Origin of the sequence: Parasphingomonas halimpatiens, from assembly GCF_036663795.1 — a bacterium.
Lineage (GTDB): Bacteria > Pseudomonadota > Alphaproteobacteria > Sphingomonadales > Sphingomonadaceae > Sphingomonas.
In genome coordinates this window covers 35,402-56,365 of record NZ_JAXOJP010000024.1, presented here as the reverse complement: position 1 = coordinate 56,365, position 20,964 = coordinate 35,402, and the positions used below count along the sequence as shown (strand labels likewise).

Here is a 20,964-nt window from a genome sequence, read left to right as displayed (position 1 = left end):
GGGCGGTTGGGCTGGCTTGGCCCATGACCCACAGCCTCTCCGCCAAGCGCTTCTACATCTCCGCCGACATCGAAGGGATCGCTGGCGTCGCCTCGCGCGACAATCTGGCGCCCGGTCGGTTCGAATATGAGCAGGCCCGCGACTGGATGACCGATGCGGTGCTCGCGGCGTGCGAGACGCTGAGCGAGTTCGGCGCGACCGAAGTGGTGGTCAGCGATTCCCACGGGAACGGGCAAAATATCCGGTACGAGCGGATGCCCGAATATGCGCGCCTGGTCCGCTCCTGGCCGCGGCCTTTGGGGATGATGCAGGGCATCGAGAGCGGGCGATATGATGGCGCGTTGCTCATCGGTTACCATGCCGGCGCGGGCAATATCGGCGGCACGCTGTCGCACACCGTCAGCGGCCATTTCTTCCAGGAGATTCGGCTGAACGGCGTGCCGGCTTCGGAGGCGCTGATCAGCGCCGCGATCGCCGGGCACCATGGGGTGCCGGTGCTGCTGGTCGCGGGAGACGATGTGGCGGTGGCGGAGACCAGCGCGCTCCTGCCCGGGATCGCGACTGCGTGCCTCAAGAGCAGCCACGGATTTCTTTCCACCAACACCCTCTCGCCGCGCGCCGCCGACCGGGCCCTGCGCGAGGGCGTCGAGGCGGCGATCGGGAAAGTCGGCACGATCGAGCCCCATGTCGTCTCCGGCCCGATCGACCTCGAGCTCCGCCTGCGCAGCCGCTTCATGGCCGAATGGCTGAGCTATCTCCAGGGTGTCGAGCGGATCGACGTCTTCACGATACGCCACGCCTGCCCGGATATCGTCGCAGTGTCCCGCTTCCTGCAATTCCTGACATCGGCAAAGGAAGCGCTGGCGTGACGCCGCCGACCTTTCTCGGCCATCCGCGGGGCATCGCGTTCCTCGCCTTTTCCGAGGCCTGGGAGCGTTTCTCCTATTATGGCATGCAGGCGCTGCTCGTCCTGTACATGGTCAGCGAGCTGCTGCTGCCGGGCCATATCGAGCATGTTGTCGGCCTGTCGCCGCTGCGGGCGCTGCTGGAAGATGGACGGGGGCCGCTGTCCGGTCAGGCCCTGGCGTCGGCGATCTTCGGGATCTTCGCGGCGTGCGTCTATCTCACCCCCATCCTGGGCGGACTGCTGGCGGACCGCCTGCTCGGGCGCCGGCGCACGGTAATCCTCGGGGCTGTCCTGATGGCGGTCGGCCATTTCCTGATGGCGTTCGAACAGCCATTCCTGCTGGCGCTGGTGCTCCTCATGCTCGGTGCTGGCTGCTTCAAGGGCAATATCGCGTCCCAGGTCGGCGGCCTTTACGCAGCTGGCGATCAGCGCCGCGCCGACGCGTTCCAGATCTTCTATCTCTGCATCAACGCCGGCGCGATTATGGCGCCCCTGGTCTGCGGGACGCTGGGCGAAATGGTGGGCTGGTCCTGGGGATTCGGCGCAGCCGGCATCGGCATGCTGATCGGGCTCGGCATCTATCTTGCCGGCCAGAAATATTATCCCGAGGAGGCGCCGCGCAAGGCGCGCCATCTCGCTGTGCCGCCGATGAGCAGGCGCGACTGGCAGGTCATGGCGCTGTTGCTGGCGATGCTGCCTGTGTTCTCGGTGCTGCTCGTTCCCAACCAGCAGGTCGGCAACGCCTATCTGCTCTGGGCGAAAGCGCATGTCGACCTACACGCTTTTGGTCACGACCTTCCGGTGACCTGGCTGCTGACGCTGGAATCGATCGCGACGATCATCTGCCTCCCCGGATCGGTAGCGTTCTGGCGGGCCTGGGCGCGGCGGCGGCCCGAGCCCGATGAAATGACCAAGATCGTGATCGGCGCCGCCTTTCTGTGCGCCGCGCCGGCGCTGCTCGCGCTCGGCTCGATCCAAGCGACAGCGGTCGGCGGCGAGGTCGGTATCGGCTGGCTGGTCGGTTTCGCTGTCCTCAACGAGGTCGGCTTCGCCAACGTCCTCCCGGTCGCGCTTGCGCTTTACGCGCGCGCGGCCCCGCGCCGCTTCGCCGCGACCATTATCGGCATTTATTATCTTCAGCTCGTCGGCGCAAACTTCCTGATGGGGTTGGTCGGCGGTCTGCTCGGTCCCCTCGGGCCAATCCGCTTCTGGAGCCTCCATGTCGTGCTGGCCGGCGGCAGCCTGGCCGCCTTGTTCCTCATCCGCACTGTTTCGCGAGCTCTGCTGGCGACGCAACCCACGCCAGCCACGAGTATGTCATGACCAGAATAAAGATCACTGCCGGCTCGCTTCACTTCGTCGCGCGCCTCGAGGAGGAGCTCGCACCCAAGACCTGCGCCGTGTTCCGATCCATGCTGCCCTATCGCGAAAGGCTCGTGCATGTGCGCTGGAGCGGGGAGGGTGTGTGGATCCCGCTCGGCGATCATGATCCCGGGCTGCCCTTCGAAAACGCCACCAGCTATCCGGCGCCCGGCCAGATCATCTTCTATCCCGGCGGCTATGGCGAAACCGAGATCCTGATACCCTATGGCGGGGTGCGCTTCGCCAGCAAGCTCGGCCAGCTCGCCGCCAACCATTTTATGTCGATTATCGAGGGACTTGACCAGCTACCGGAGCTTGGCCGCCGAGCGTTGTGGGAAGGCGCGCAGGAGATAGTGTTCGAGCTTGCCGATTGATCCGTCCCGGCCGGCGACGCCGCTAATGGATGCATTAGATAAGACAGGTTGTCTCGAAATTGTAAATCAATTCTCCTGCGCTGACGCCAGCAGGTAAATGCCGCGGCGCAACAAAGGGGTCTTATATGTCCTACCTCATGATCAATTTGAAAAGCGCACCCCGTCGCGGCGTTGCAGCAAGCTGCGGCATGCTCCTCTGCGGGGTGGTAATGTCTGTCATGATGAACTCCGCCGCGAGCGCTCAGTCGCAGGCCGGTGCCGGTGCGGAGACCGTGTCAAACGGTGATATCGTCGTCACCGCGAACAAGCGGACCGAACGGCTGCTGGACGTTCCGGCACCCGTCACTGCCGTCAGCGCCGAAGACCTGGCGCGCACCCATGCCAACAAGCTCGAAGATCTGGCCGCGCACACCGCCGGGCTCAACCTGGCGACGACGCGCCCCGGCGAGACGCAGATCATCCTGCGCGGCATCACCACCGGCTCGCCGATCAGCTCGACGGTTGCCACCTATATCGACGATACCGCTTTCGGATCGTCAACGACACAGGCGCTCGCCGGCTATCTGAGCCCCGATCTGGATCCGAGCGATATCAAGCGGATCGAAATTCTGCGCGGGCCGCAAGGCACGCTCTATGGCGCGAGCTCGCTTGGCGGCCTGGTCAAATATGTGACGGAAGAGCCCGATCTGAAAAAGATGCACGGGCGCGTCGAGGCCGGCGTCAACGGCGTCAGCAAGGGCGGAACGGGCTTCGATTTCCGGGGCATGGTCAACCTGCCCGTTGTCAGCGACATGCTCGCGCTGCGGGTCAGCGGCTATAAGCGCCGGGACGCCGGCTTCATCGACGACACGCAGCAAGCCAAAAGCGACGTCAACCGGGCCGATACCGAGGGAGGCCGCGCCGCGCTGCTCTTCAGGCCAAGCGACCATTTCTCGGTCGAGCTGACCGCGACGCTGCAGAATCTGGAAGGGCAGGGGACGTCCGACGAGGACGTCACCGTGACGGGGGCCAGTCTGGCGGCAACGCACGGCGATCTCACGCATGTCCGCTATACGCCGGAGCCGCTCAAGCTGCGCTCTCGCCTTTACAGCGGCACTATCGCCTATGATCTCGATTTTGCGCGGCTGGTGTCGATCACCAGCTACAGCACGCTCCGGCAGGTCGCGACCACCGACCAGACGAGCCAGCTTGGCCCCACGCTCAGCGGTCTGCTCGGCGTGCCGGGCGTCGGCTTCAGCGTGGGCTCGGATCTCAACCTGAGGAAATGGACTGAAGAAGCGCGCGTGGAATCCCATGCCAACACGACGCTGGAATGGCGCCTGGGCTTTTACTACACCCACGAGACGACCGCTCGGCTCGAGCCGAGCTCGACATTCTTGTATGCGACGCAGACGAAGGTCCTGCCCGACAATACGATCTTCTTCGCCAATCTTTACTCGCATTACACGGAATATGCGGGCTTCGGCGACCTGACCTGGCATATCAGCCCACGCTTCGATCTTTCCGCCGGGTTGCGGCACAGCGGCAACTCGCAGGATTTCAGCGAAACTTCGGGCGGTCTTGCTGTCGGGGCGACCAGCACGGTTGGCCAGACTTCGTCCGACAAGAGCACGACCTTCCAGGTGTCGTCGAAGTTCAAGCTTGATCCGGACAGCATCCTCTATGCGCGTATCGCGTCGGGATATCGTCCCGGCGGCCCCAATGCGGTGACGCCAGCGCAAACCGCCGCCGGCGTGCCCTCGCAATACCGCCCCGACACCCTCACCAGCTACGATATCGGCTACAAGGCGGCGCTGTTCCACCATGCCGTGACGCTTGACCTCTCGGCCTTCTATATTTCCTGGCAGGACATCCAGCTGCTGACCCGGTTCGGCGGGTTCACCAGCGCCGGCAATGGTGGCACGGCCCGCAGTCAAGGTGTCGAGGTGAGCGCGACATGGATTCCCGTCAGCGGCCTGCATCTGTCCGGCAACGCGAGCTACACGGATGCCACGCTGACCGAGAACGCAACGGGCGTGAACGGCCACAATGGCGATCGACTTCCCAACGTGCCCAAATGGGCAGGCGCCTTGTCAGCGGACTATGACTTCACGCTGGGGAGCGGTGTATCGGCCTATGTCGGCGGCGGCGTGCATGCTGTAGGTGCGCGTCGCGCTGGCTTCGTCTCGGGCTCGCCCGCTAGCTATGTCCGTCCGACGCTGCCGGCTTATGCGACAGTCGATCTACGCGCCGGTGTCGATCTGAAGAATTTCAGCGTGTCGGTCTACGCCAAGAATATCGGCGACAAGCGTGCCTTCAACTATATCGCCTCGCTCAACAACAGCGCCTATCTGGCGCCCTATTCAGCGACGGTCATTCAGCCGCGCACGATCGGGGCGACCTTTTCGGCTAAATTCTGACCATGTGCCGGGTGTGGTTTCGCAGACACGAAAGGATTTCGATGAAGGCGTTCCTCACCCGGTTCATGACTGCACTCGCTTGCATGACGGTCGCCGCACCCCTTGCGGCGCAGGTGGGCGTGCCGGCCGAAACGCCACTCGCCGATCACCATATTCATATCTTCTCGCCCGATGCCTCGGCGGTTCTGAAAGCGATTTGCAAGGCGGTCGGGCCGAAGCGCTGCCCGGAAGAAATCTCAAAAGAACCGTCGACCGGTGACGATGTCGTGCGTGCGCTCGATGCGGCCGGGATCAGGAAAGGCGTGTTGCTGTCGGGCGCCTATTTCTTCGCGTCGCCGGCGGCGGCGGTACCTCCCGACAAGCTGGCGCTCGAAATTCGCGCCGAAAACAGCTTCATCGTCGCCCAGGCAAAGGCGCATTGCGGCCGCCTGGTGCCGATCATCAGCGTCAACCCGCTCCGGCCCGGCGCGATTGCGGAAATCGATCATTGGGGAAAGGTCGGCGGCGCGGCCGGACTGAAACTGCATCTCGGCAATTCCGGCTTCGATTTCCGCGACCCGGCCCAGGTCAGGAAACTCGCCGCGGTGTTCGCCGCGGCCGATCGCAATCATCTCGCGATCGTCATCCATCTCCAGACACAGCTTTCGTCCTACGGTCCCGAGGATGCGCGGATATTCCTGAACCGCGTGCTCCCCTCAGCGCCGCACGTCGCGATCCAGATTGCCCATGTCGGAAGCGGCGGCGGCCTCGACAAAGGCGCGCTTTCCGTACTGGCCGTGTTCGCGGATGCCATCCATGACAAGCCCACCGTCACCCGCCACCTGGTGTTCGATCTTGCCATGGTGCCGGATCTCTTCTCGAACACGCGCAAGCTGTCCGCCGCGGCGACGGACGACGCCGCGCTTCGCAGCATGATGCGCGGCATCGGGCTGGAGCGGTTCGTGCCCGGTTCCGATTACACCTTCGGGCTCGATCTGCGCGCCTATTATCGCAATCAAAAGGCATCGCTTGCGTTGGGCGAACCGGAGTGGCGCACCATCGCGAACAATCAGGCGCCTTATGTCAGGCACTGGGCACCGTGCCGGCACCATTGACCGCCGAGGGCGGCCGGATCGCCGACGCACTGGCGATGATGCCGGTCCGCAGTCTGGGAGCGCTCGATCTGAGTTTCGACCGCAGCGGCGCGGTCACGCGAAACCATCAATCAGGCTGCATGCGCATGCGCATGCCCCGCGGCGATGACCCGACCGCGGTCTTGATCAACACGGGTGGCGGCCTGGCTGAAGGCGACCGGATCGTTCAGCGGCTCGAATGGCAGGAGGGCGCGGCGGTGACCGTCACCACCCAGGCGTGCGAAAAAGTCTACCGCGCGATGCATCACGGCGCCGAGATCGAGACCGAGCTTGCGATCGGCGCGCACGCATCGGCCGAATGGCTGCCGCAGGAAACCATTCTGTTCGATGCAGCACGTCTTGCGCGCTCGACCAGGGTCTCCCTGGATCGGGACGCGCGCTTTCTCGGTCTGGAGGCGGTGGTTCTTGGACGGACGGCAATGGAGGAGCAGGTGCTGGCGGGCCTGTTGCTAGACCGCTGGCGGATCGTCCGCGAGGGTCGGCTGATCTACGCCGACGTGCTGCGGCTCGATGGACCCGTGAGCGCGCTGATGGCGCGCGCCGCGCTGGGCGGCGGCGCGCGCGCGATGGCGGTGATCATATTGGCGGTGGCGGCGGCGGGCGCGCTGCTCGACGCGGTCCGGCAGGCACTCGGTACGGCTCGGGGGCTCGCTGCCGCGAGCAGCTGGAGCGACCTGCTGGTCGTGCGTCTGCTCGCGGGCGACGGCGCCACGCTGCGCGCGGATATCGGGCTTGCGCTCGCCGCGCTACGACCTGGACGGACATTGCCGCGTGTGTGGCGGTGTTAGGGCGATGAACCTGTCGCCGCGCGAGAAGGACAAGCTGTTGCTGTCAGTGGCCGCGATGGTCGCGCGCCGCCGGCTCGAACGCGGCGTCAAGCTCAACTATCCCGAAACGATCGCGCTGATCTCCGACTTCGTCCTCGAGGGCGCGCGCGACGGTCGCGCCGTCGCCGATCTGATGGAGGCGGGTGGCCATGTCGTAACGCGCGAGCAGGTGATGGACGGGATCGCGGACATGATCCACGACGTGCAGGTCGAAGCGACCTTCCCCGACGGCACCAAGCTCGTCACCGTTCATCATCCCATCCGATGATCCCGGGTGAGTTCCTCTACCGCGAGGGCGAGCATGTCCTCAACGCCGGTCTGCCTGAAACGCGCCTCAGCGTCGCCAATACAGGCGACCGCCCGATCCAGGTCGGCAGCCATTATCATTTCGCCGAAACAAATGGGGCGCTGCACTTCGATCGCGGCGCGGCCCATGGCCAAAGGCTGGACATCCCGGCGGGGACCGCGGTCCGCTTCGAGCCCGGGCAGGTCCGCGAGGTCGTGCTCGTTCCCTATCGCGGCGCGCGAATAGTGATCGGCTTTCGTGGTGCGGTGATGGGTACGCTCGACTGATGGCCTATCGGATCGCACGCTCAGCCTATGGCGACATGTTCGGACCGACCATCGGCGACCGTATCCGGCTGGCCGACACCGACCTGATCATCGAGATCGAGCAGGACCATGCGATCCTCGGCGACGAGGTAAAATTCGGCGGCGGCAAGGTCATTCGCGATGGCATGGGCCAGTCGCAGCGTACCGGGGCGGAGGGCGCGCCCGATACGGTCATCACCAACGCAGTCGTGATCGACCATTCGGGCATCTACAAGGCGGACGTGGCGCTGCGCGGCGGGCGCATCGCGGCGATCGGCAAGGCCGGCAATCCCGATGTCCAGCACGGCGTCACCATCGCCATCGGTCCCGGCACCGAGATCATCGCGGGCGAGGGGAAGATCCTGACGGCTGGCGGGATCGACGCGCATGTCCATTTCATCTGCCCGCAGCAGATAGACGAGGCGCTCGCCTCGGGAATCACGACCATGGTCGGCGGCGGCACTGGTCCGGCGACCGGAACCAACGCGACCACCTGTACGCCCGGCGCCTGGCATATCGAGCGGATGCTGCTGGCGGCCGAGGGGTTGCCGGTCAACCTGGCCTTTGCCGGCAAGGGCAATGCGAGCCGGCCAGATGCCCTGGTCGAGCAGATTCGCGCGGGGGCCGCGGCGCTGAAACTGCATGAGGATTGGGGCACGACGCCTGCCGCAATCGACTGCTGCCTCGCCGTCGCCGATGCGTACGACGTGCAGGTAATGATCCACACCGACACGCTCAACGAGAGCGGTTTCGTCGACGATACGATCGCCGCGTTCGCCGGCCGGACGATCCATGCCTTTCACACCGAGGGGGCGGGTGGGGGCCATGCTCCCGATATCATCAAGCTAGCCGGGCTGGCGAACGTCATCCCGTCCTCGACCAACCCGACCATGCCCTTCACCGTCAACACGATCGACGAGCATCTCGACATGCTGATGGTGTGTCATCACCTCGATCCACAAATTCCCGAGGATCTCGCCTTCGCGGAAAGCCGAATCCGCAAGGAAACGATCGCGGCCGAGGATGTCCTTCACGATCTTGGCGCGCTGTCGATCCTGTCGTCGGACAGCCAGGCGATGGGTCGTGTCGGTGAAGTCATCACGCGCACCTGGCAGACTGCGCACAAGATGAAGGCGCAGCGGGGCGCGCTGGCGGGAGAGGTCGGCGACAACGACAATCTGCGCGTCCGACGCTATATCGCGAAATACACGATCAACCCGGCCGTTGCGCAGGGGATCGCGCACGAAGTGGGATCGATCGCGGTCGGCAAGCTCGCGGATCTCGTGCTGTGGACACCGGCTTTTTTCGGCGTGAAACCCGATCTAGTGATCAAGGGCGGCATGATCGCCTTTGCGCTGATGGGCGACCCCAATGCCAGCATCCCGACGCCGCAGCCCGTCCATGCGCGGCCGATGTTCGGCATGTATGGGCACGCGATGGCGGCGTCCTGCGTGACCTTTGTCAGCCAGGCCGCGCTTGACGATGGCGTCGGCACGCGACTGGCGCTGACGCGCCGCGTGCTCGCGGTGAAAAAAACCCGCGGCATCGGCAAGGCCGACATGGTGCTGAACGACGCGCTGCCCGACATCTCGGTCGACCCCGAAACCTATGAGGTTCGCGCCGACGGCGTGCTGCTGACCTGCGCGCCGGCCAATGTGCTGCCGCTCGCGCAACGCTACTTCCTCTATTGAAGGACCAGGATGCGCCGGATCGTCGATGTTGTCCCCGCTTCCGACACCGCTGCCGACAGCGTGTCGCTGGATTATGACCGGCGTTCACGGCGGCGCATGGTGATGACGACCGCGGCCGGCACCGACATCGTGCTCGACCTGCCGCGTCCTCTGCCGCTCCGGGCAGGCCATGGATTGGTCCTCGATGACGGCAGCATCGTCCGCGTCGATGCGGCCCCCGAGGCGCTGATCGAAATCCGGGCGCATGATGTCGCCGCGCTCGTCCGCATCGCATGGCATCTGGGGAACCGGCACCTGCCGACGCAACTCCTGCCGGGTGCTGATGGGGGGTGCCTCCGCATCCGCGCCGATCATGTCATCGCCGACATGGCGGCAGGGCTGGGCGGCACCTGCATCGCTATCGACGCCGCGTTCGACCCGGAGGGCGGTGCCTATGCGTCAGCTGGCGAGCATCTCCATCATGCGGATCACCACGGGGATGGGCACGGCGATCACGACAGTGAGCGGTGACGATGGATCGGGTGATGAAACACTCTTCGATCTGCTCAGCTGGATGTCGCCCGCCTGGCCGATTGGCAGCTTTGCTTTTTCGAGCGGCCTGGAATGGGCGGTCCAGGCGCGATCCGTCCACGATCGCATCTCCGTGCAGTACTGGATTGCGGATCTGCTCGGACATGGCTCGCTCTGGAATGACGCGGTGATCTTCGTTCATACCGGTCGTGCGGCCATGGCCGGGAATGCCGGGCGGCTTGCCGGGCTTGTCGAACTGGCGGCTGCGCTGCTGACGGGCGCGGAGCGGCGCCTGGAGTCGACCGCTCAGGGTGCCGCCTACCGGCGCATCGCAAACGATGTCGCGCCATGCCGCGAACTGGCGATGCTGTCGGATGTTGCGGACGACGACCTTGCCTATCCGATTGCAGCGGCTTGCCACCTCGCCGGGCACGGGGTGGATGCGCGCCTTGCGCTCACCGCGCTGCTGCATGCGGCGGTCGCCAATCTGGTATCGGCCGCCCAGCGCCTCGTTCCGCTCGGCCAGACCGATGGCCAGCGCGCGCTTCACCTGCTTCGCGCAGATGTACTGGCGACCGTTTCACGAGCGGTGGCGCTGGATGACAGCGACCCCTTCGCCGCGATCGGGAGCGCCGCGCTGTTCGCGGATTTCGCCGGCTTCGCCCACGAGACCCAATATACGAGGTTGTTCAGGACATGACGGATGGGCCCAAAAAGTGCGCTGCGTGTCGGCATCGGCGGTCCGGTGGGGTCGGGCAAGACGGCGCTGATGGACGCGCTCTGCAAGGGCTTGCGCGACACCTATGACATCGCCGCCATCACGAACGACATCTATACCAGAGAGGACGCCGAGTTTCTGACGCGCGCCGGCTCGCTCACCGCCGACCGGATTCTCGGTGTCGAGACTGGCGGATGTCCGCATACCGCCATCCGCGAGGATGCGTCGATGAACCTTGCCGCTGTCCGAAAGCTCGAACGTGCCTTTCCCGACCTTGATCTCATCCTGATCGAAAGTGGCGGCGACAATCTCGCTGCCACCTTCAGTCCCGAACTCGCGGACCTGACAATCTATGTCATCGACGTGTCGGCAGGCGACAAGATCCCGCGCAAGGGCGGGCCTGGCATAACCCGCTCCGATCTCCTCGTGATCAACAAGATCGACCTTGCCCCGCATGTCGGCGCGAGCCTGGAGGTGATGGACCGCGATGCGCGCATGATGCGTGGCGAGCGGCCTTTCGTCTTCGCCAATGTGCGCGCCGGTCAAGGGGTCCCGGAGATTCTGCATTTCGTGGAAAAACAGGGTGGACTGACGAATTCGCGGGAGAAAAACGCATGAAAATATTCAGGCTCGCACTCGCCTTTCTTGCGGCCACGGCGTCAGCACCGGCTTGGGCACATCCTGGCCACGATGCGGGGAGCAGTTTCGCCGCCGGAATGCTCCATCCACTGACTGGTTTCGATCATCTCGCGACGATTATTTTGGTGGGCGCGATCGCGGGGCTCCTGCGCGCGCGCCGCGGCCTTGCGCTGCCAGTCATGTTCGTCGGCATGATGATTCTGGGCTTCGCCCTTGCCGGCGCCGGCGGCGGCTTCCCGTTCGCTGAAACGATCATTCTCGCGTCAATGATAGCGTCAGCAGCGGCGCTTGCCCTGCTATGCTTCAGCGGTCGGGATCTTCCGCTTGCAAGTTCTCTGGCACTGGTTGCATTGTTCGGCGCGGCGCATGGTTTTGCCCATGGAGAAGGGCTGTTAGGCGGAGTTGGTATCCTGTCGTTTGCGATCGGCTTCATCGCGACGACAAGCTTGTTAATGGGCGCCACCTATCAGCTGATGCGGCGGTCGAGAAATGCGATTTCGGCCTATGCTGCGGGTATCGGCATTGTGGCGCGGCAAGCGGCAACACGCTCCGCGATGCTGAAGCCCCGGCCCGAGGCCTAGCGGCACAGCCGCGAGGATTTCCGCGACCGATCGTCGATCCCTACGAGCATCCCGGCCGGCCGGGCGGAAGGAACAACGGTTCCGCGGCGCAGCGCGTGTATGCTGGCCCACCGCCCTGCCGGCACCAGCCGAGAGGTGCTGCTCGTGCATCCGGGCGGGCCGTTCTGGCGGAAGAAGGATGTTGGTGCCTGGCAAATTTCGAAAGGCCTGATCGAGCAGGACGACGAAACGGCGGCGCGTGTTGCTGTTCGCCTGGGTCCTGGTGATCCTCGCCTTCTTCATCCTCGCCGTACAGATGTTTGTGACGATCATCCAGTTCAAGCTGACGAGCCTTGCTGGCTTCCGGGGGCTGCGCATGGGGCTGCCCATCCGGCTGGTCGCGGCGATTCACGACACATCGGTCGCGATGATCGAACGGCATTACTCGCGTTGGATTACCGAAGGGTTCCTTCTTCACAAACATGGATGATCGCGGGGCAGCATCTTTTGCATGATGGGCTGCGCTGCGGTTTTGCTTTGTGCGAAACCGGCCGGTACTTGACGGTCCGCCGCCACCGGAGGTTAATCACTGTCCGATGAACCGGAAGACCATTTCGATCATGCGTAAGCGAGGCGCCTGACGACGGCAGAGGAGCTAGCGTTGCGGGATCGGCGTCAAAAAAGCTTCGACGTGTTCTACGGGGAGCTGCTGCCGGTCCTGGTCGACGATGGATGGAAACGGATCAGGGGCGGAAAGCACTTGTCACAGGCATCGGCGGTATCGGCTTTGCACGTGCCCTCCACTCGAAGGGCTGGGCAGTCTTGCTCGCTGGCTGGGGCAACTGGCGTATCTATCGGGTATCCTTCGTAGATTGGTCGTTTGACGTCGAGCCTGCTTTCCTTGAAGACAGCGTTGAGTAGCAAGTCGTGAAGCGTTGGCTGGCTGGAGTCGGGCTAGGCGGCCCAGGCCGGCATTGGGACGACAACGGGCAAAGCGGGGATCGGTAATGTTGCGGAGAACACGGGGTTGGGTCGGGCGCCATCCTAGGTGGTCGATCGCGATCGCCCTCGTCTTTGCTTTGGGGCTATGGGGGGCACTGCGCACCACGCCAAGGAACTATGAATATGTCACGCAGGCCGTGGACAAGGGTGAAGTCGTGCGCCGCGTCACCGCTTCAGGCAAGCTGCGCGCCCTGAACACGATAAAGGTGGGTGCAGAGGTTTCGGGCCAGATCACGCGCGTCCTTGTCGACTTCAATTCTCCGGTGACAAAGGGGCAAGTGCTCGCCGAGATCGATCCGACGCGCCTTCGTGCACGCGTCCAGCAATCGCGCGCTCAAGTCGCGCTGGCGCAGGCGTCATTAGCCCAGGCCGAGGCTTCGATTAGCCGTGCCCATTCGGACGCCGGCACTCAAGAGCGTGATTATCGCCGCCGCGCTTCACTGGCGAAGAGCGGCTTCATATCGACTGCTGGGTTGGACACGTCTGCCAACGCATTGGCGGCTTCGCGCGCTGGCGCGCGCACTGCCGCCGCACAGGCGGCGAGCGCGCGCGCGCAGATCGCACAGGCCCAGGCGGAGCTTTCGTCGGCGGAGCTCGATCTGTCGCGCAGCACCATCGTCGCGCCCGCAAGCGGGGTGGTCATTAACAAGCTTGTCGAACCCGGTACCACGGTCGCGGCAAGCTTTCAGACACCCAATCTCTTCGAAATCGCGGCTGATACGATGCGGATGCAAGTCGAGGCATCAGTCGACGAAGCCGATATCGGTCAGGTGCGAGGGGGCCAGCCTGTGCGTTTCACGGTTGACGCCTACCCTGGCGAGACCTTTGCCGCGACGGTCCGCCAGATTCGTAAATCGGCGACTGAATTGCAGAATGTCGTTAGCTATCTCGTCATCCTCGACGTGGACAATAAGGACGGGAAGCTGCTGCCCGGCATGACCGCGAATGTCGAGATTATCACGGGTGAGCGTCCGAATGTCGTTCGAGTGCCGGCGACCGCGCTCCGCTTCCGGCCGCGCGCCACCGATCGATCGGGCGAAAAAGACCTGCCTGCCAACACGCCTGTCGTCTACATCGCCACCACCGACGGGTTTCGCCCCGAACGGCGCACCGTCAAGCTCGGCCTCCAGGGTGAGGATTATGTCGAGATTATCAACGGAATCACGCCGGGGGATAGGCTGGTCACCCGCAGCAGGTCGACCATCAAGAAAAAGGCATTTGAAGACGTCGACGATGCGAGTGACAATGCCAGCGGAAGCTGAACCGCCGCTCCTCGAAACGCATGACCTTGTGAAGGACTACGTCCTTGGGGGCGAAACGGTTCATGCCGTGGCAGGAGTCTCGCTGAGAATCGCCCGCGGCGAGTTCGTCGCCATCATGGGGGCGTCGGGGTCCGGAAAATCCACCTTCATGAACATGATCGGCGCTCTCGACGTGCCGAGCGCAGGGCGTTTGCTGCTCGACGGCATCGACACTGCCGGGCTGTCGAGCGACGAGCTGGCCGACATTCGCAACCGCAAAATCGGTTTCGTGTTCCAGCAGTTCAATCTGCTCGCGCGCACATCGGCGACCGATAACGTCGCCGTACCGCTCATCTACGCCGGCTTGGGGGGCGCCGAGCGGCGCGCCCGCGCCGAAGCGACTCTGCGCGACATGGGGCTGGGCGACCGGTTAAGGCACACGCCGGCGAAATTGTCGGGCGGGCAGCAGCAACGTGTGGCGATCGCGCGTGCGTTGGTGACTAAACCCTTGATGCTGCTCGCCGACGAGCCAACAGGCGCGCTCGACACCAAGACGTCCGAGGACATCATGGGCATTTTTCAGCGACTCAATGACGAGGGTATTACTGTCATCGTCGTTACGCACGAACCCGACGTCGCCCAATATGCCGGCCGCAGGATTTTGTTTCGTGATGGCATGGTGATCGAGGACGCGCCCGTCGTGGATCGCAGGCGCGCGACGTGAACGTAGCGCGCGTCTTTGCAGCCTGGGGCATCAATATCGCGATCGCTTTCGTCGCACTGCGTACCAACCTCATGCGATCAATCCTCACGACCTTGGGCGTTCTGATCGGCGTGCTTGCGGTCATCCTCGCGGTCGCGATCGGCGACGGCGCCAAGGCAAGCGTGATGAATTCGATCAACCAATTGGGATCGAACATGGCGATCGTATTTCCCCAGCCGGACGTTCGGGGTGGACGGCCTCCGGGCGGTCGCGGCCGCCTGACCGAGCGCGACGCGGCTTCGATCCAACGGCTCGTTCCCGGCGTCAGCGGAATGGCGCCGCAACTCCGATCAACCGTCCAGCTGGTCATCCAGGGACGGAACTCGACCACGACGGCGGTCGGCGTTACGCCCGATTATGGACGGGTCGCCAATTTCGAAATCGATACGGGCCGCTTCATCGCCGAAGCCGACGTTCGCACCGCCGCACGCGTTGTCGTGCTCGGTCCCAGCGTCGCTGCAAAGTTATTCGGCAGCTTCGACCCGCTGGGACAGACGGTTCGCATTTCTCGCGTCCAGTTCGTGGTCATCGGTGTTTTGGAGACTAAGGGATCTTCGTTCGGGAACGACAACGACGACATCGCGCTCGTGCCGATCACGACGGCGCGCCAGCGTTTTGCGACCGCGACCGGCCAGGGACCGGACGATCTTGCGATCTTGTTCGTAGGCTTCGAGAACGGGGTCGACCTTGCAAACGCCAAACAGAACATCATCCGTGTGCTGCGGGCGCGAAACAATGTGCCGAAGGGTGAGGTCAGCCCCTTCACCGTGAACACTACAGAGGAGTTCATGAAACAATCGAGCGTGGTAACCGCGATTTTTCAGGGCGTGCTGGTTGCAATCGCATCAATCAGCCTGCTTGTCGGCGGCATCGGGATAATGAATATCATGCTTGTGAGCGTCACTGAACGCACCCGCGAAATCGGTCTGCGCATGGCGCTCGGCGCAAAACGGAGCGACATTCGAAACCAGTTTCTTGTCGAGGCGGCCGTCCTTTGCGTAATCGGCGGCTCAATCGGACTAGCAATAGCAGCGATACTTGCCCAGGTTTTTGAGAATCTCGCTGATTTTCCCGCGCCGATTGGCGCCGGAACGGCTATCGGCGCCATCTTGTTCTCGGCATTTATCGGCCTGGCTTTCGGCAGCTATCCTGCGATCCGGGCGTCACGTCTCTCCCCGATTGACGCGCTAAGAAGCGAGTGAGTGCTAGGCTGCTTCGCGCCCAATGTACGAATCCGCCAAGCGGGGGAGGTGCTCCATCAGATCTCAGGAAATCTCACGAAAAATGTGGGGAAAAATGTGGGGTAGTCGCTGTCAGCATTGCAAAATATGCTTATCTTTCATGTTATTAGAGGGAATTCTGGGATTCCTCCCGCTCCGCCGTGATGGCTGGTTCGGTTGCGCGCGGCCTCGCGTTTCCGGAGCCGGGCAAGGGTCGGCCAGAAGCCGAATCTCCTTGGCACGCTCCCACCTCCCCAAGCTGCCGGCAAGTGTTCACGTCTCGCCATCGCTATCAGATGGTGGTTTTGTTTTGGAAGCTGACTGGGCATCGGAGCCGTCGGTCAGCGCCAACACGGGATCACCGCTCGGTTTGGGGAATGACAGCGTTTCAGAGATCGATGAGAACGCAGCCTTTTCTTCCTCGGTGGCATCCTCCTTACCCTCCGGAGCCTGCAACAATCGAATTTCGACGGTCATGCCACGCTCGATTCGTTCTAGCAGTTGTCGCAGATAAATATTGAACGCGCTTTCGAGTTCATTCTTTCGCTCTTTTTCTTTCATACCAGAAACGAGGCGTGCTGCCTCCGCTTTGATTTCAGCACTGATTTGATCTTTGATCTTTCCGTCAAATATTTTCCCTATCTCGGCCTCAGAGAAAGATTTTAGACCGGCGGCGCGCGATCGAATCTCCCGGATTTCCTCGACAGATTTCCAGCTACTCAACGCCCATGTCACCGTCTGCCCCACCCGCTTCGCTACAAAGAAGCTCACGCCGAGAAGAATAAGTGGATCGGTAGTGGAGAGCGATGATACCTCAATGTCACTGCCATCCTCGCCTAGCGTCTCGTACACGCTACTCACAAAGCGTTTGAGAAATTCCAACTCCTTGATAAAGTTATCAAAGCGGTTTTCGAATATGTTGCGGGGGATCGTAAACCCCAGCTCCGCAATTTTGTCATGGTTGACGTCGGTCGCCCAAGCTAAACGCTCCGACAGAGCCTTTGTCGCGCGTAAGTCGTCCAGTAAACCGTTTCGTGAATTTACGATCTCCTGAATGAAATCACGAGCGACAGCGGGTGTCGTCGGGTTCGAGTTAACTGAAGCGACAATCTGCTCGTACAGCGAGCGGTCGAAGAAGTTGCGAGCTCCCAAAAGTCTGAGTCGTTCGTGTTCAGCGGGGCTGAGGTCCGCAGTAACTTTGCTGATTGATACATCTAATGCCTCAAGGTTCGACGCGAGGGCAGTTTGTTGGCTCGGGTCCTGCGGATTGCTGGCCATGCCGCCTATCGCGTTCAGGACCTCTTGCAGCCGATCCTGAATACGGCCTGCTTTCTCCAACTCAAGCGCGTAGGTGATTACTTCGATTGCTACTCCGAGATTCATTTTTTTGCCCCTCCCTGACGTTCGGATGTAGGTCCGACCGTTCGGTCTTTCCAGTGTACGAGCTGCGTCAAAGATCGGAACGGCTTGTCGAACGGCACCATGCCTGTTGCCGGTCGCTACACGTTAGATCGGCGCGCGCTTGATCAATCTCAACTGAGCTGAGCGCTAACCGATTGCCGCTCACGTGGCCGAACTTTGGGTTTGGGAAATGACGCGGGCCAAGCTGAACGACTTAGACTAGGCGCGAATTTGTCGCGCCCGAGGTCGCTGCACGTGTGACTGTCGGAGAGCAAATTCATTCCAATAGATACCACGCCGTGCAGTGACTGCCCGGCCATTGTGTGGGACGAAATGTGGTCGCGACCAGCGCGTGCTGAACGAAATATGTTATCTACCAAGCGCTTAATGCTTGACGATGGTGCCGGTTGCAGGCCGCTACCGGGCCGACGCGGCCAGGCCATAAACGCGCGCGGCATTGTCATGAAGAAAGCCACGTTGTTCGTCGGCGTCGAGAAAGTCGGCAGCGGCACGCGCCATGGCGGTCTTTTCGGCATAGCTCCACAACATGCTCTGGCCCACATCGGACCCCCATAGCAGGCGGTCGGGGCCGAAACTGTCGACCATCCGCCGCACGATGCGCGCCGGGCGCACATTGGCGGCGGCGCACCGCTCCATATTGATCTCCGTGATCTTGAAATGGACGTTGGGCACGTCCTCAAAGATATTGATCGTGCGGTCGATCCCGAAATCCGGCGCGGGCGGCATGATCACCGCTTCGCCGGCCTGGTCTGCAAGCATCACCTCATATTGCGTCATGCCAAACGGCATCGCCCCATGGTCGAGCAGGATCGGCAGGTCAGGAAACTGGCGCGCGATGATCCTGACCAGCGGCAACAGATAGGGCAGCTGGTTCATGAACAGGATCAGCGTCATCGGCGTGCCGAGATCGGCGCAGGCCCGCCACACCGCCATCGCCGCAGGCGAACTCATCCATGCCGTGTCGAGCAGCCAGGGCCTGGCATTGGCCATGCGAAAGCCTCGGACATGATCGTTACGTACCATATCGCGATAGCGTTCCGGGGTAGCCGGGTCCTGCGGATCGAGGATCACCACCGGGTGCAGCCGGTCCGGGAAGGCGCGCGCCGAATCGATGATGTAGCTATTGTCATAGCCATAGACATGGCCACGCTGGACGAGACAGGCGCGTCTTACCGCATAGGCGTCCATCATGCCGATCAGCGCCTCGACCGTGACGCTGTAGGCGGGCCGCTCGGGTATCGGCAGATCGGGCGTCAGGGGCAACGCCTTGTAGCGCCCCCAATCGTCGGCGATGAGATGGGCGTGGGTGTCGAACAGCGGCGTTTCCACGGATGCTAGCCCCCGGCGTCGAAAGCGTGACGCGCGGCGAGCGCGGCTTGCCGCAGCAGGCCCTGGTCGGACGCTACGAGGAAGGCGCTGACGCCAGCCTCGGCGAGCTGCGCGATGTCGCGGTCGTCGCCCGCGCCGACATGAGCGATGAGCGGGAGGTTGTGGCGCCGTGCCGCATCGCCGATCCGCGCGACGACCGAAGCAATCACAGGGTCGCTGACATTGGGTGCGCCGAGCCGCGCCGAGAGGTCTCCACGGCCGATAAAGCCGGCGCTCAAGCCCTCGACCGCGAAGATTTCGTCGAGCCGATCCAGCGCTTCGGGATCCTCGATCATCGCGATGATCGAGGTCGAAGCATCGGCGTTGGCGATATGCTCGGCAAAGCCCCGCGCGCCATAGTCGCCGGCGCGCGGCGAATTGGAAAAGCCGCGCGTCCCACCCTGGTAGCGGCACGCCGAGACGATCGCGCGAAGCGCTCCCGCACTCGCGACATGCGGCACCAGCACGCCGGCCGCGCCGCAATCCAGCGCCTGGAGCAGGTGCGCGTCGTCGGCTGACGCGACCCGAACGACGCTGGCAATGCCGGCGGCGCGCGCCGCCAGCATCAGCAGATCGATATCCCCCGCCGAGAAAGGCGCATGCTCGGCATCGACCACGACGAAATCGAAGCCGGCCGTGCCGAGTATTTCGGTCGCATGGCTCGTCGGGGTTTTCAGGAAGGTGCCGAGCAGACGCTCCCGGCCTGCCAGTCGCGCACGGAAGCGGCGCTGCACCTCGGCATGCACGTGCATCACGCCACCTTCGGCGAGGGGTAATCGTCGGCGTTCAGCACCCAGCCCGGCATGTCGGAAAAGTCCTTGCGCGGTGGCGAGAAGATATCGACCAGCAGATTATTCTCGGGTTCGATTGACGCTGAGGTATGAATCGCCCTTGGCGGGATCACCGCGAGCGAGGGCGCGGGGCAGGTCATGTGCTCGTCGTCGCGCCAGTCGGACAGCTTCGCGGTCCATGGCCAGCGCAAATGATGGACAAAGGTGCCGCCCATCGCCAGCGAGCCTTGCTCGAAATCGTCATGGTGATGCGGGGACAGCTTGTCCGGGTCGCGTGGACCGGCAGGTTCGAACACATTGACCATGAAGGTGGTGCAGCGCCAGATGCGCCCGAAGCGCCCTTCCACTGGTGCAACGTTCAGCGAATATTTGCGGATATGGAACCCGCCCGGCGGATCGGGCCAGCGCAGCAGCGGCGGGATGCTCGGGGCTGGCTCGGCATAGGTGGCGGCGTTCGAGCACAGGGCCGCAAGGTCGGTTGCCGCGCTCGTGAACAGCCGCACCATCTCGCCGCCCTCAGGCAGGTAGATGCTGCTGTCGCCCGGGGGAACAAAGGCGATATGCTCGCCCGAGACGACGACATTGTCACCGCCGGCGGACACGACAGCATGCGGTTCCGGGCGCTCGATCAGCAGGACATATTCGTCCGCCTGACCGTTGCGCGCGAAGGTCGCACCGGGATTTGCCAGCGTGTAGGCGACGATGAAATTCTGGCCGCGCGCAAGCCAGGTTCGCCCGGTTTCGTCGTCGATCTGCGGTGCGCTGTCGCCGAACAGCGCATAGGAGGACGCGCCGAACCCGCTCGCGCTGGGTGGCGTGACCGCGGCACTGGCGGTCGCCAGCCGCGATCGGGGGTCAGCATCGGCGTACACGGTTGACATGGCTCAGCCTCTCTTCGGGTTTGCGGACACAATCATGATGACCGCCACACTATTTTCCGGCAACGCGCACCGCTTACTCGTCGCGGCAGATGCGGTTGACCGCATGTCGGTTACAGCGTCGGGTTGGTGATCGGCGTGTCGCCCTCGAACCAATGCTCGAACCGGCGATAGGTGCACAGCCAGCGGTCGCCGACACGGGCATATTTGTCGGTCGCCATTGAGATCGTGATCGGCGGATGCGTCGGGAGCACCTTCACGCCGTTGGCGGCATAGAGGAACAGATAGCAGCTGCTCTCGGCGGTGTCGGCGCCAGTGAACCAGGCGCGGAAATTGGTGAAGCTGTGCACCGCGAGCCGCGGCCCCTGCGCCACGCGCCAGTCGTAGAATTGCTGGATCTTGGCCTTGCCCTCATAGGAAGCCATCTGGCCGTGGAAAACCGCATCGTCGGTGTAGAAGCTGCCCGCCGCGCGCCCGCCAGTGGTGTCGATTTCGTGCCAATAGTCGGCGAGCTGCTGCTGCAGTTCGAAGGTCAGCTCGGCAAGCTTGGGATCATACATCTACAGGG

The 20,964-nt window shown here is 63.3% G+C and carries 22 protein-coding genes; 17 read left to right on the top strand and 5 right to left on the bottom strand.

The annotated features are described in order from the left end of the window. The first annotated feature begins 23 nt into the window (after positions 1-23). The 17 genes from U1839_RS19400 to U1839_RS19320 all read left to right on the top strand — a co-directional run bounded on the left by U1839_RS19400 (position 24) and on the right by U1839_RS19320 (position 15,919). Entirely contained in the window at positions 24-869 is an 846-nt protein-coding gene (locus U1839_RS19400; protein WP_332805229.1) for a M55 family metallopeptidase, read from the top strand. After that, positions 866-2,230: a peptide MFS transporter gene (locus U1839_RS19395; RefSeq protein ID WP_332805228.1), complete on the top strand. Its 1,365-nt coding sequence runs from the start codon at positions 866-868 to the stop codon at positions 2,228-2,230. Before U1839_RS19400 ends, U1839_RS19395 begins: the two co-directional genes overlap by 4 nt. Continuing rightward, positions 2,227-2,643, top strand: coding sequence for a DUF3830 family protein (locus U1839_RS19390; protein WP_332805227.1), 417 nt, complete (start codon positions 2,227-2,229; stop codon positions 2,641-2,643). Before U1839_RS19395 ends, U1839_RS19390 begins: the two co-directional genes overlap by 4 nt. A gap of 272 nt (positions 2,644-2,915) precedes the next feature. Further along, a complete protein-coding gene (locus U1839_RS19385; RefSeq protein WP_332805226.1) occupies positions 2,916-5,042 on the top strand; it encodes a TonB-dependent receptor in 2,127 nt (708 codons plus the stop codon). A gap of 65 nt (positions 5,043-5,107) precedes the next feature. Beyond that, positions 5,108-6,136, top strand: a complete 1,029-nt coding sequence (locus U1839_RS19380) for an amidohydrolase family protein (RefSeq protein WP_332805225.1) — start codon at positions 5,108-5,110, stop codon at positions 6,134-6,136. Beyond that, positions 6,121-6,963, top strand: a complete 843-nt coding sequence (locus U1839_RS19375; RefSeq protein ID WP_332805224.1) for an urease accessory protein UreD — start codon at positions 6,121-6,123, stop codon at positions 6,961-6,963. Before U1839_RS19380 ends, U1839_RS19375 begins: the two co-directional genes overlap by 16 nt. Before the next feature lie 4 nt (positions 6,964-6,967). Then, the gene (locus U1839_RS19370) at positions 6,968-7,270 is read left to right on the top strand and encodes an urease subunit gamma (protein ID WP_332805223.1); all 303 of its coding nucleotides are present in this window, start codon (positions 6,968-6,970) and stop codon (positions 7,268-7,270) included. Continuing rightward, positions 7,267-7,575: an urease subunit beta gene (locus U1839_RS19365; protein ID WP_332805222.1), complete on the top strand. Its 309-nt coding sequence runs from the start codon at positions 7,267-7,269 to the stop codon at positions 7,573-7,575. Before U1839_RS19370 ends, U1839_RS19365 begins: the two co-directional genes overlap by 4 nt. Further along, positions 7,575-9,284 (top strand): urease subunit alpha, encoded by a 1,710-nt coding sequence (gene ureC / locus U1839_RS19360; protein ID WP_332805221.1) that lies wholly within the window; start codon positions 7,575-7,577, stop codon positions 9,282-9,284. Before U1839_RS19365 ends, ureC begins: the two co-directional genes overlap by 1 nt. Before the next feature lie 9 nt (positions 9,285-9,293). Continuing rightward, on the top strand, positions 9,294-9,794 hold the full coding sequence (locus U1839_RS19355) for an urease accessory protein UreE (RefSeq protein WP_332805220.1): 501 nt from the start codon (positions 9,294-9,296) through the stop codon (positions 9,792-9,794). Then, positions 9,718-10,494 (top strand): urease accessory protein UreF, encoded by a 777-nt coding sequence (locus tag U1839_RS19350; RefSeq protein ID WP_332805219.1) that lies wholly within the window; start codon positions 9,718-9,720, stop codon positions 10,492-10,494. The genes U1839_RS19355 and U1839_RS19350 overlap by 77 nt, the downstream gene beginning before the upstream one ends. Positions 10,495-10,497: 3 nt before the next feature. Further along, positions 10,498-11,130, top strand: coding sequence for an urease accessory protein UreG (gene ureG, locus U1839_RS19345; RefSeq protein WP_332805218.1), 633 nt, complete (start codon positions 10,498-10,500; stop codon positions 11,128-11,130). Further along, positions 11,127-11,732: a HupE/UreJ family protein gene (locus U1839_RS19340; RefSeq protein ID WP_332805217.1), complete on the top strand. Its 606-nt coding sequence runs from the start codon at positions 11,127-11,129 to the stop codon at positions 11,730-11,732. Before ureG ends, U1839_RS19340 begins: the two co-directional genes overlap by 4 nt. Positions 11,733-11,970: 238 nt before the next feature. Beyond that, complete coding sequence (locus U1839_RS19335) at positions 11,971-12,201, top strand: hypothetical protein (RefSeq protein WP_332805254.1); 231 nt, start codon at positions 11,971-11,973, stop codon at positions 12,199-12,201. Between the two features lie 649 nt (positions 12,202-12,850). Continuing rightward, positions 12,851-13,975 (top strand): efflux RND transporter periplasmic adaptor subunit, encoded by a 1,125-nt coding sequence (locus U1839_RS19330; RefSeq protein WP_332805216.1) that lies wholly within the window; start codon positions 12,851-12,853, stop codon positions 13,973-13,975. After that, positions 13,959-14,678: an ABC transporter ATP-binding protein gene (locus U1839_RS19325; protein ID WP_332805215.1), complete on the top strand. Its 720-nt coding sequence runs from the start codon at positions 13,959-13,961 to the stop codon at positions 14,676-14,678. The genes U1839_RS19330 and U1839_RS19325 overlap by 17 nt, the downstream gene beginning before the upstream one ends. Next, positions 14,675-15,919: an ABC transporter permease gene (locus tag U1839_RS19320; RefSeq protein ID WP_332805214.1), complete on the top strand. Its 1,245-nt coding sequence runs from the start codon at positions 14,675-14,677 to the stop codon at positions 15,917-15,919. The genes U1839_RS19325 and U1839_RS19320 overlap by 4 nt, the downstream gene beginning before the upstream one ends. A gap of 291 nt (positions 15,920-16,210) precedes the next feature. Here U1839_RS19320 and U1839_RS19315 read toward each other — a convergent pair whose 3' ends face one another. From U1839_RS19315 to U1839_RS19295, 5 genes are all read right to left on the bottom strand, one after another. Continuing rightward, positions 16,211-17,320, bottom strand: a complete 1,110-nt coding sequence (locus tag U1839_RS19315; protein ID WP_332805213.1) for a hypothetical protein — start codon at positions 17,318-17,320, stop codon at positions 16,211-16,213. 435 nt (positions 17,321-17,755) lie between these two features. Then, on the bottom strand, positions 17,756-18,688 hold the full coding sequence (locus U1839_RS19310; RefSeq protein WP_332805212.1) for an amidohydrolase family protein: 933 nt from the start codon (positions 18,686-18,688) through the stop codon (positions 17,756-17,758). Between the two features lie 5 nt (positions 18,689-18,693). After that, the gene (locus tag U1839_RS19305) at positions 18,694-19,479 is read right to left on the bottom strand and encodes an HpcH/HpaI aldolase family protein (protein WP_332805250.1); all 786 of its coding nucleotides are present in this window, start codon (positions 19,477-19,479) and stop codon (positions 18,694-18,696) included. Continuing rightward, positions 19,479-20,399, bottom strand: a complete 921-nt coding sequence (locus U1839_RS19300; RefSeq protein WP_332805211.1) for a cupin domain-containing protein — start codon at positions 20,397-20,399, stop codon at positions 19,479-19,481. The genes U1839_RS19305 and U1839_RS19300 overlap by 1 nt, the downstream gene beginning before the upstream one ends. A gap of 110 nt (positions 20,400-20,509) precedes the next feature. Next, on the bottom strand, positions 20,510-20,956 hold the full coding sequence (locus U1839_RS19295) for a nuclear transport factor 2 family protein (protein WP_332805210.1): 447 nt from the start codon (positions 20,954-20,956) through the stop codon (positions 20,510-20,512). Between the last annotated feature and the right edge of the window lie 8 nt (positions 20,957-20,964).

Bases quoted from the DNA above. Each gene is read 5' to 3' on its own strand.
- U1839_RS19400 (WP_332805229.1), top strand. From the start codon at position 24: ATGACCCACAGCCTCTCCGCCAAGCGCTTCTACATCTCCGCCGACATC.
- U1839_RS19390 (WP_332805227.1), top strand. From the start codon at position 2,227: ATGACCAGAATAAAGATCACTGCCGGCTCGCTTCACTTCGTCGCGCGC.
- U1839_RS19380 (WP_332805225.1), top strand. From the start codon at position 5,108: ATGACTGCACTCGCTTGCATGACGGTCGCCGCACCCCTTGCGGCGCAG.
- U1839_RS19370 (WP_332805223.1), top strand. From the start codon at position 6,968: ATGAACCTGTCGCCGCGCGAGAAGGACAAGCTGTTGCTGTCAGTGGCC.
- U1839_RS19365 (WP_332805222.1), top strand. From the start codon at position 7,267: ATGATCCCGGGTGAGTTCCTCTACCGCGAGGGCGAGCATGTCCTCAAC.
- ureC (WP_332805221.1), top strand. From the start codon at position 7,575: ATGGCCTATCGGATCGCACGCTCAGCCTATGGCGACATGTTCGGACCG.
- U1839_RS19355 (WP_332805220.1), top strand. From the start codon at position 9,294: ATGCGCCGGATCGTCGATGTTGTCCCCGCTTCCGACACCGCTGCCGAC.
- U1839_RS19350 (WP_332805219.1), top strand. From the start codon at position 9,718: ATGCGTCAGCTGGCGAGCATCTCCATCATGCGGATCACCACGGGGATG.
- ureG (WP_332805218.1), top strand. From the start codon at position 10,498: ATGGGCCCAAAAAGTGCGCTGCGTGTCGGCATCGGCGGTCCGGTGGGG.
- U1839_RS19340 (WP_332805217.1), top strand. From the start codon at position 11,127: ATGAAAATATTCAGGCTCGCACTCGCCTTTCTTGCGGCCACGGCGTCA.
- U1839_RS19325 (WP_332805215.1), top strand. From the start codon at position 13,959: ATGCCAGCGGAAGCTGAACCGCCGCTCCTCGAAACGCATGACCTTGTG.
- U1839_RS19315 (WP_332805213.1), bottom strand. From the start codon at position 17,320: ATGAATCTCGGAGTAGCAATCGAAGTAATCACCTACGCGCTTGAGTTG.
- U1839_RS19305 (WP_332805250.1), bottom strand. From the start codon at position 19,479: ATGCACGTGCATGCCGAGGTGCAGCGCCGCTTCCGTGCGCGACTGGCA.
- U1839_RS19300 (WP_332805211.1), bottom strand. From the start codon at position 20,399: ATGTCAACCGTGTACGCCGATGCTGACCCCCGATCGCGGCTGGCGACC.
- U1839_RS19295 (WP_332805210.1), bottom strand. From the start codon at position 20,956: ATGTATGATCCCAAGCTTGCCGAGCTGACCTTCGAACTGCAGCAGCAG.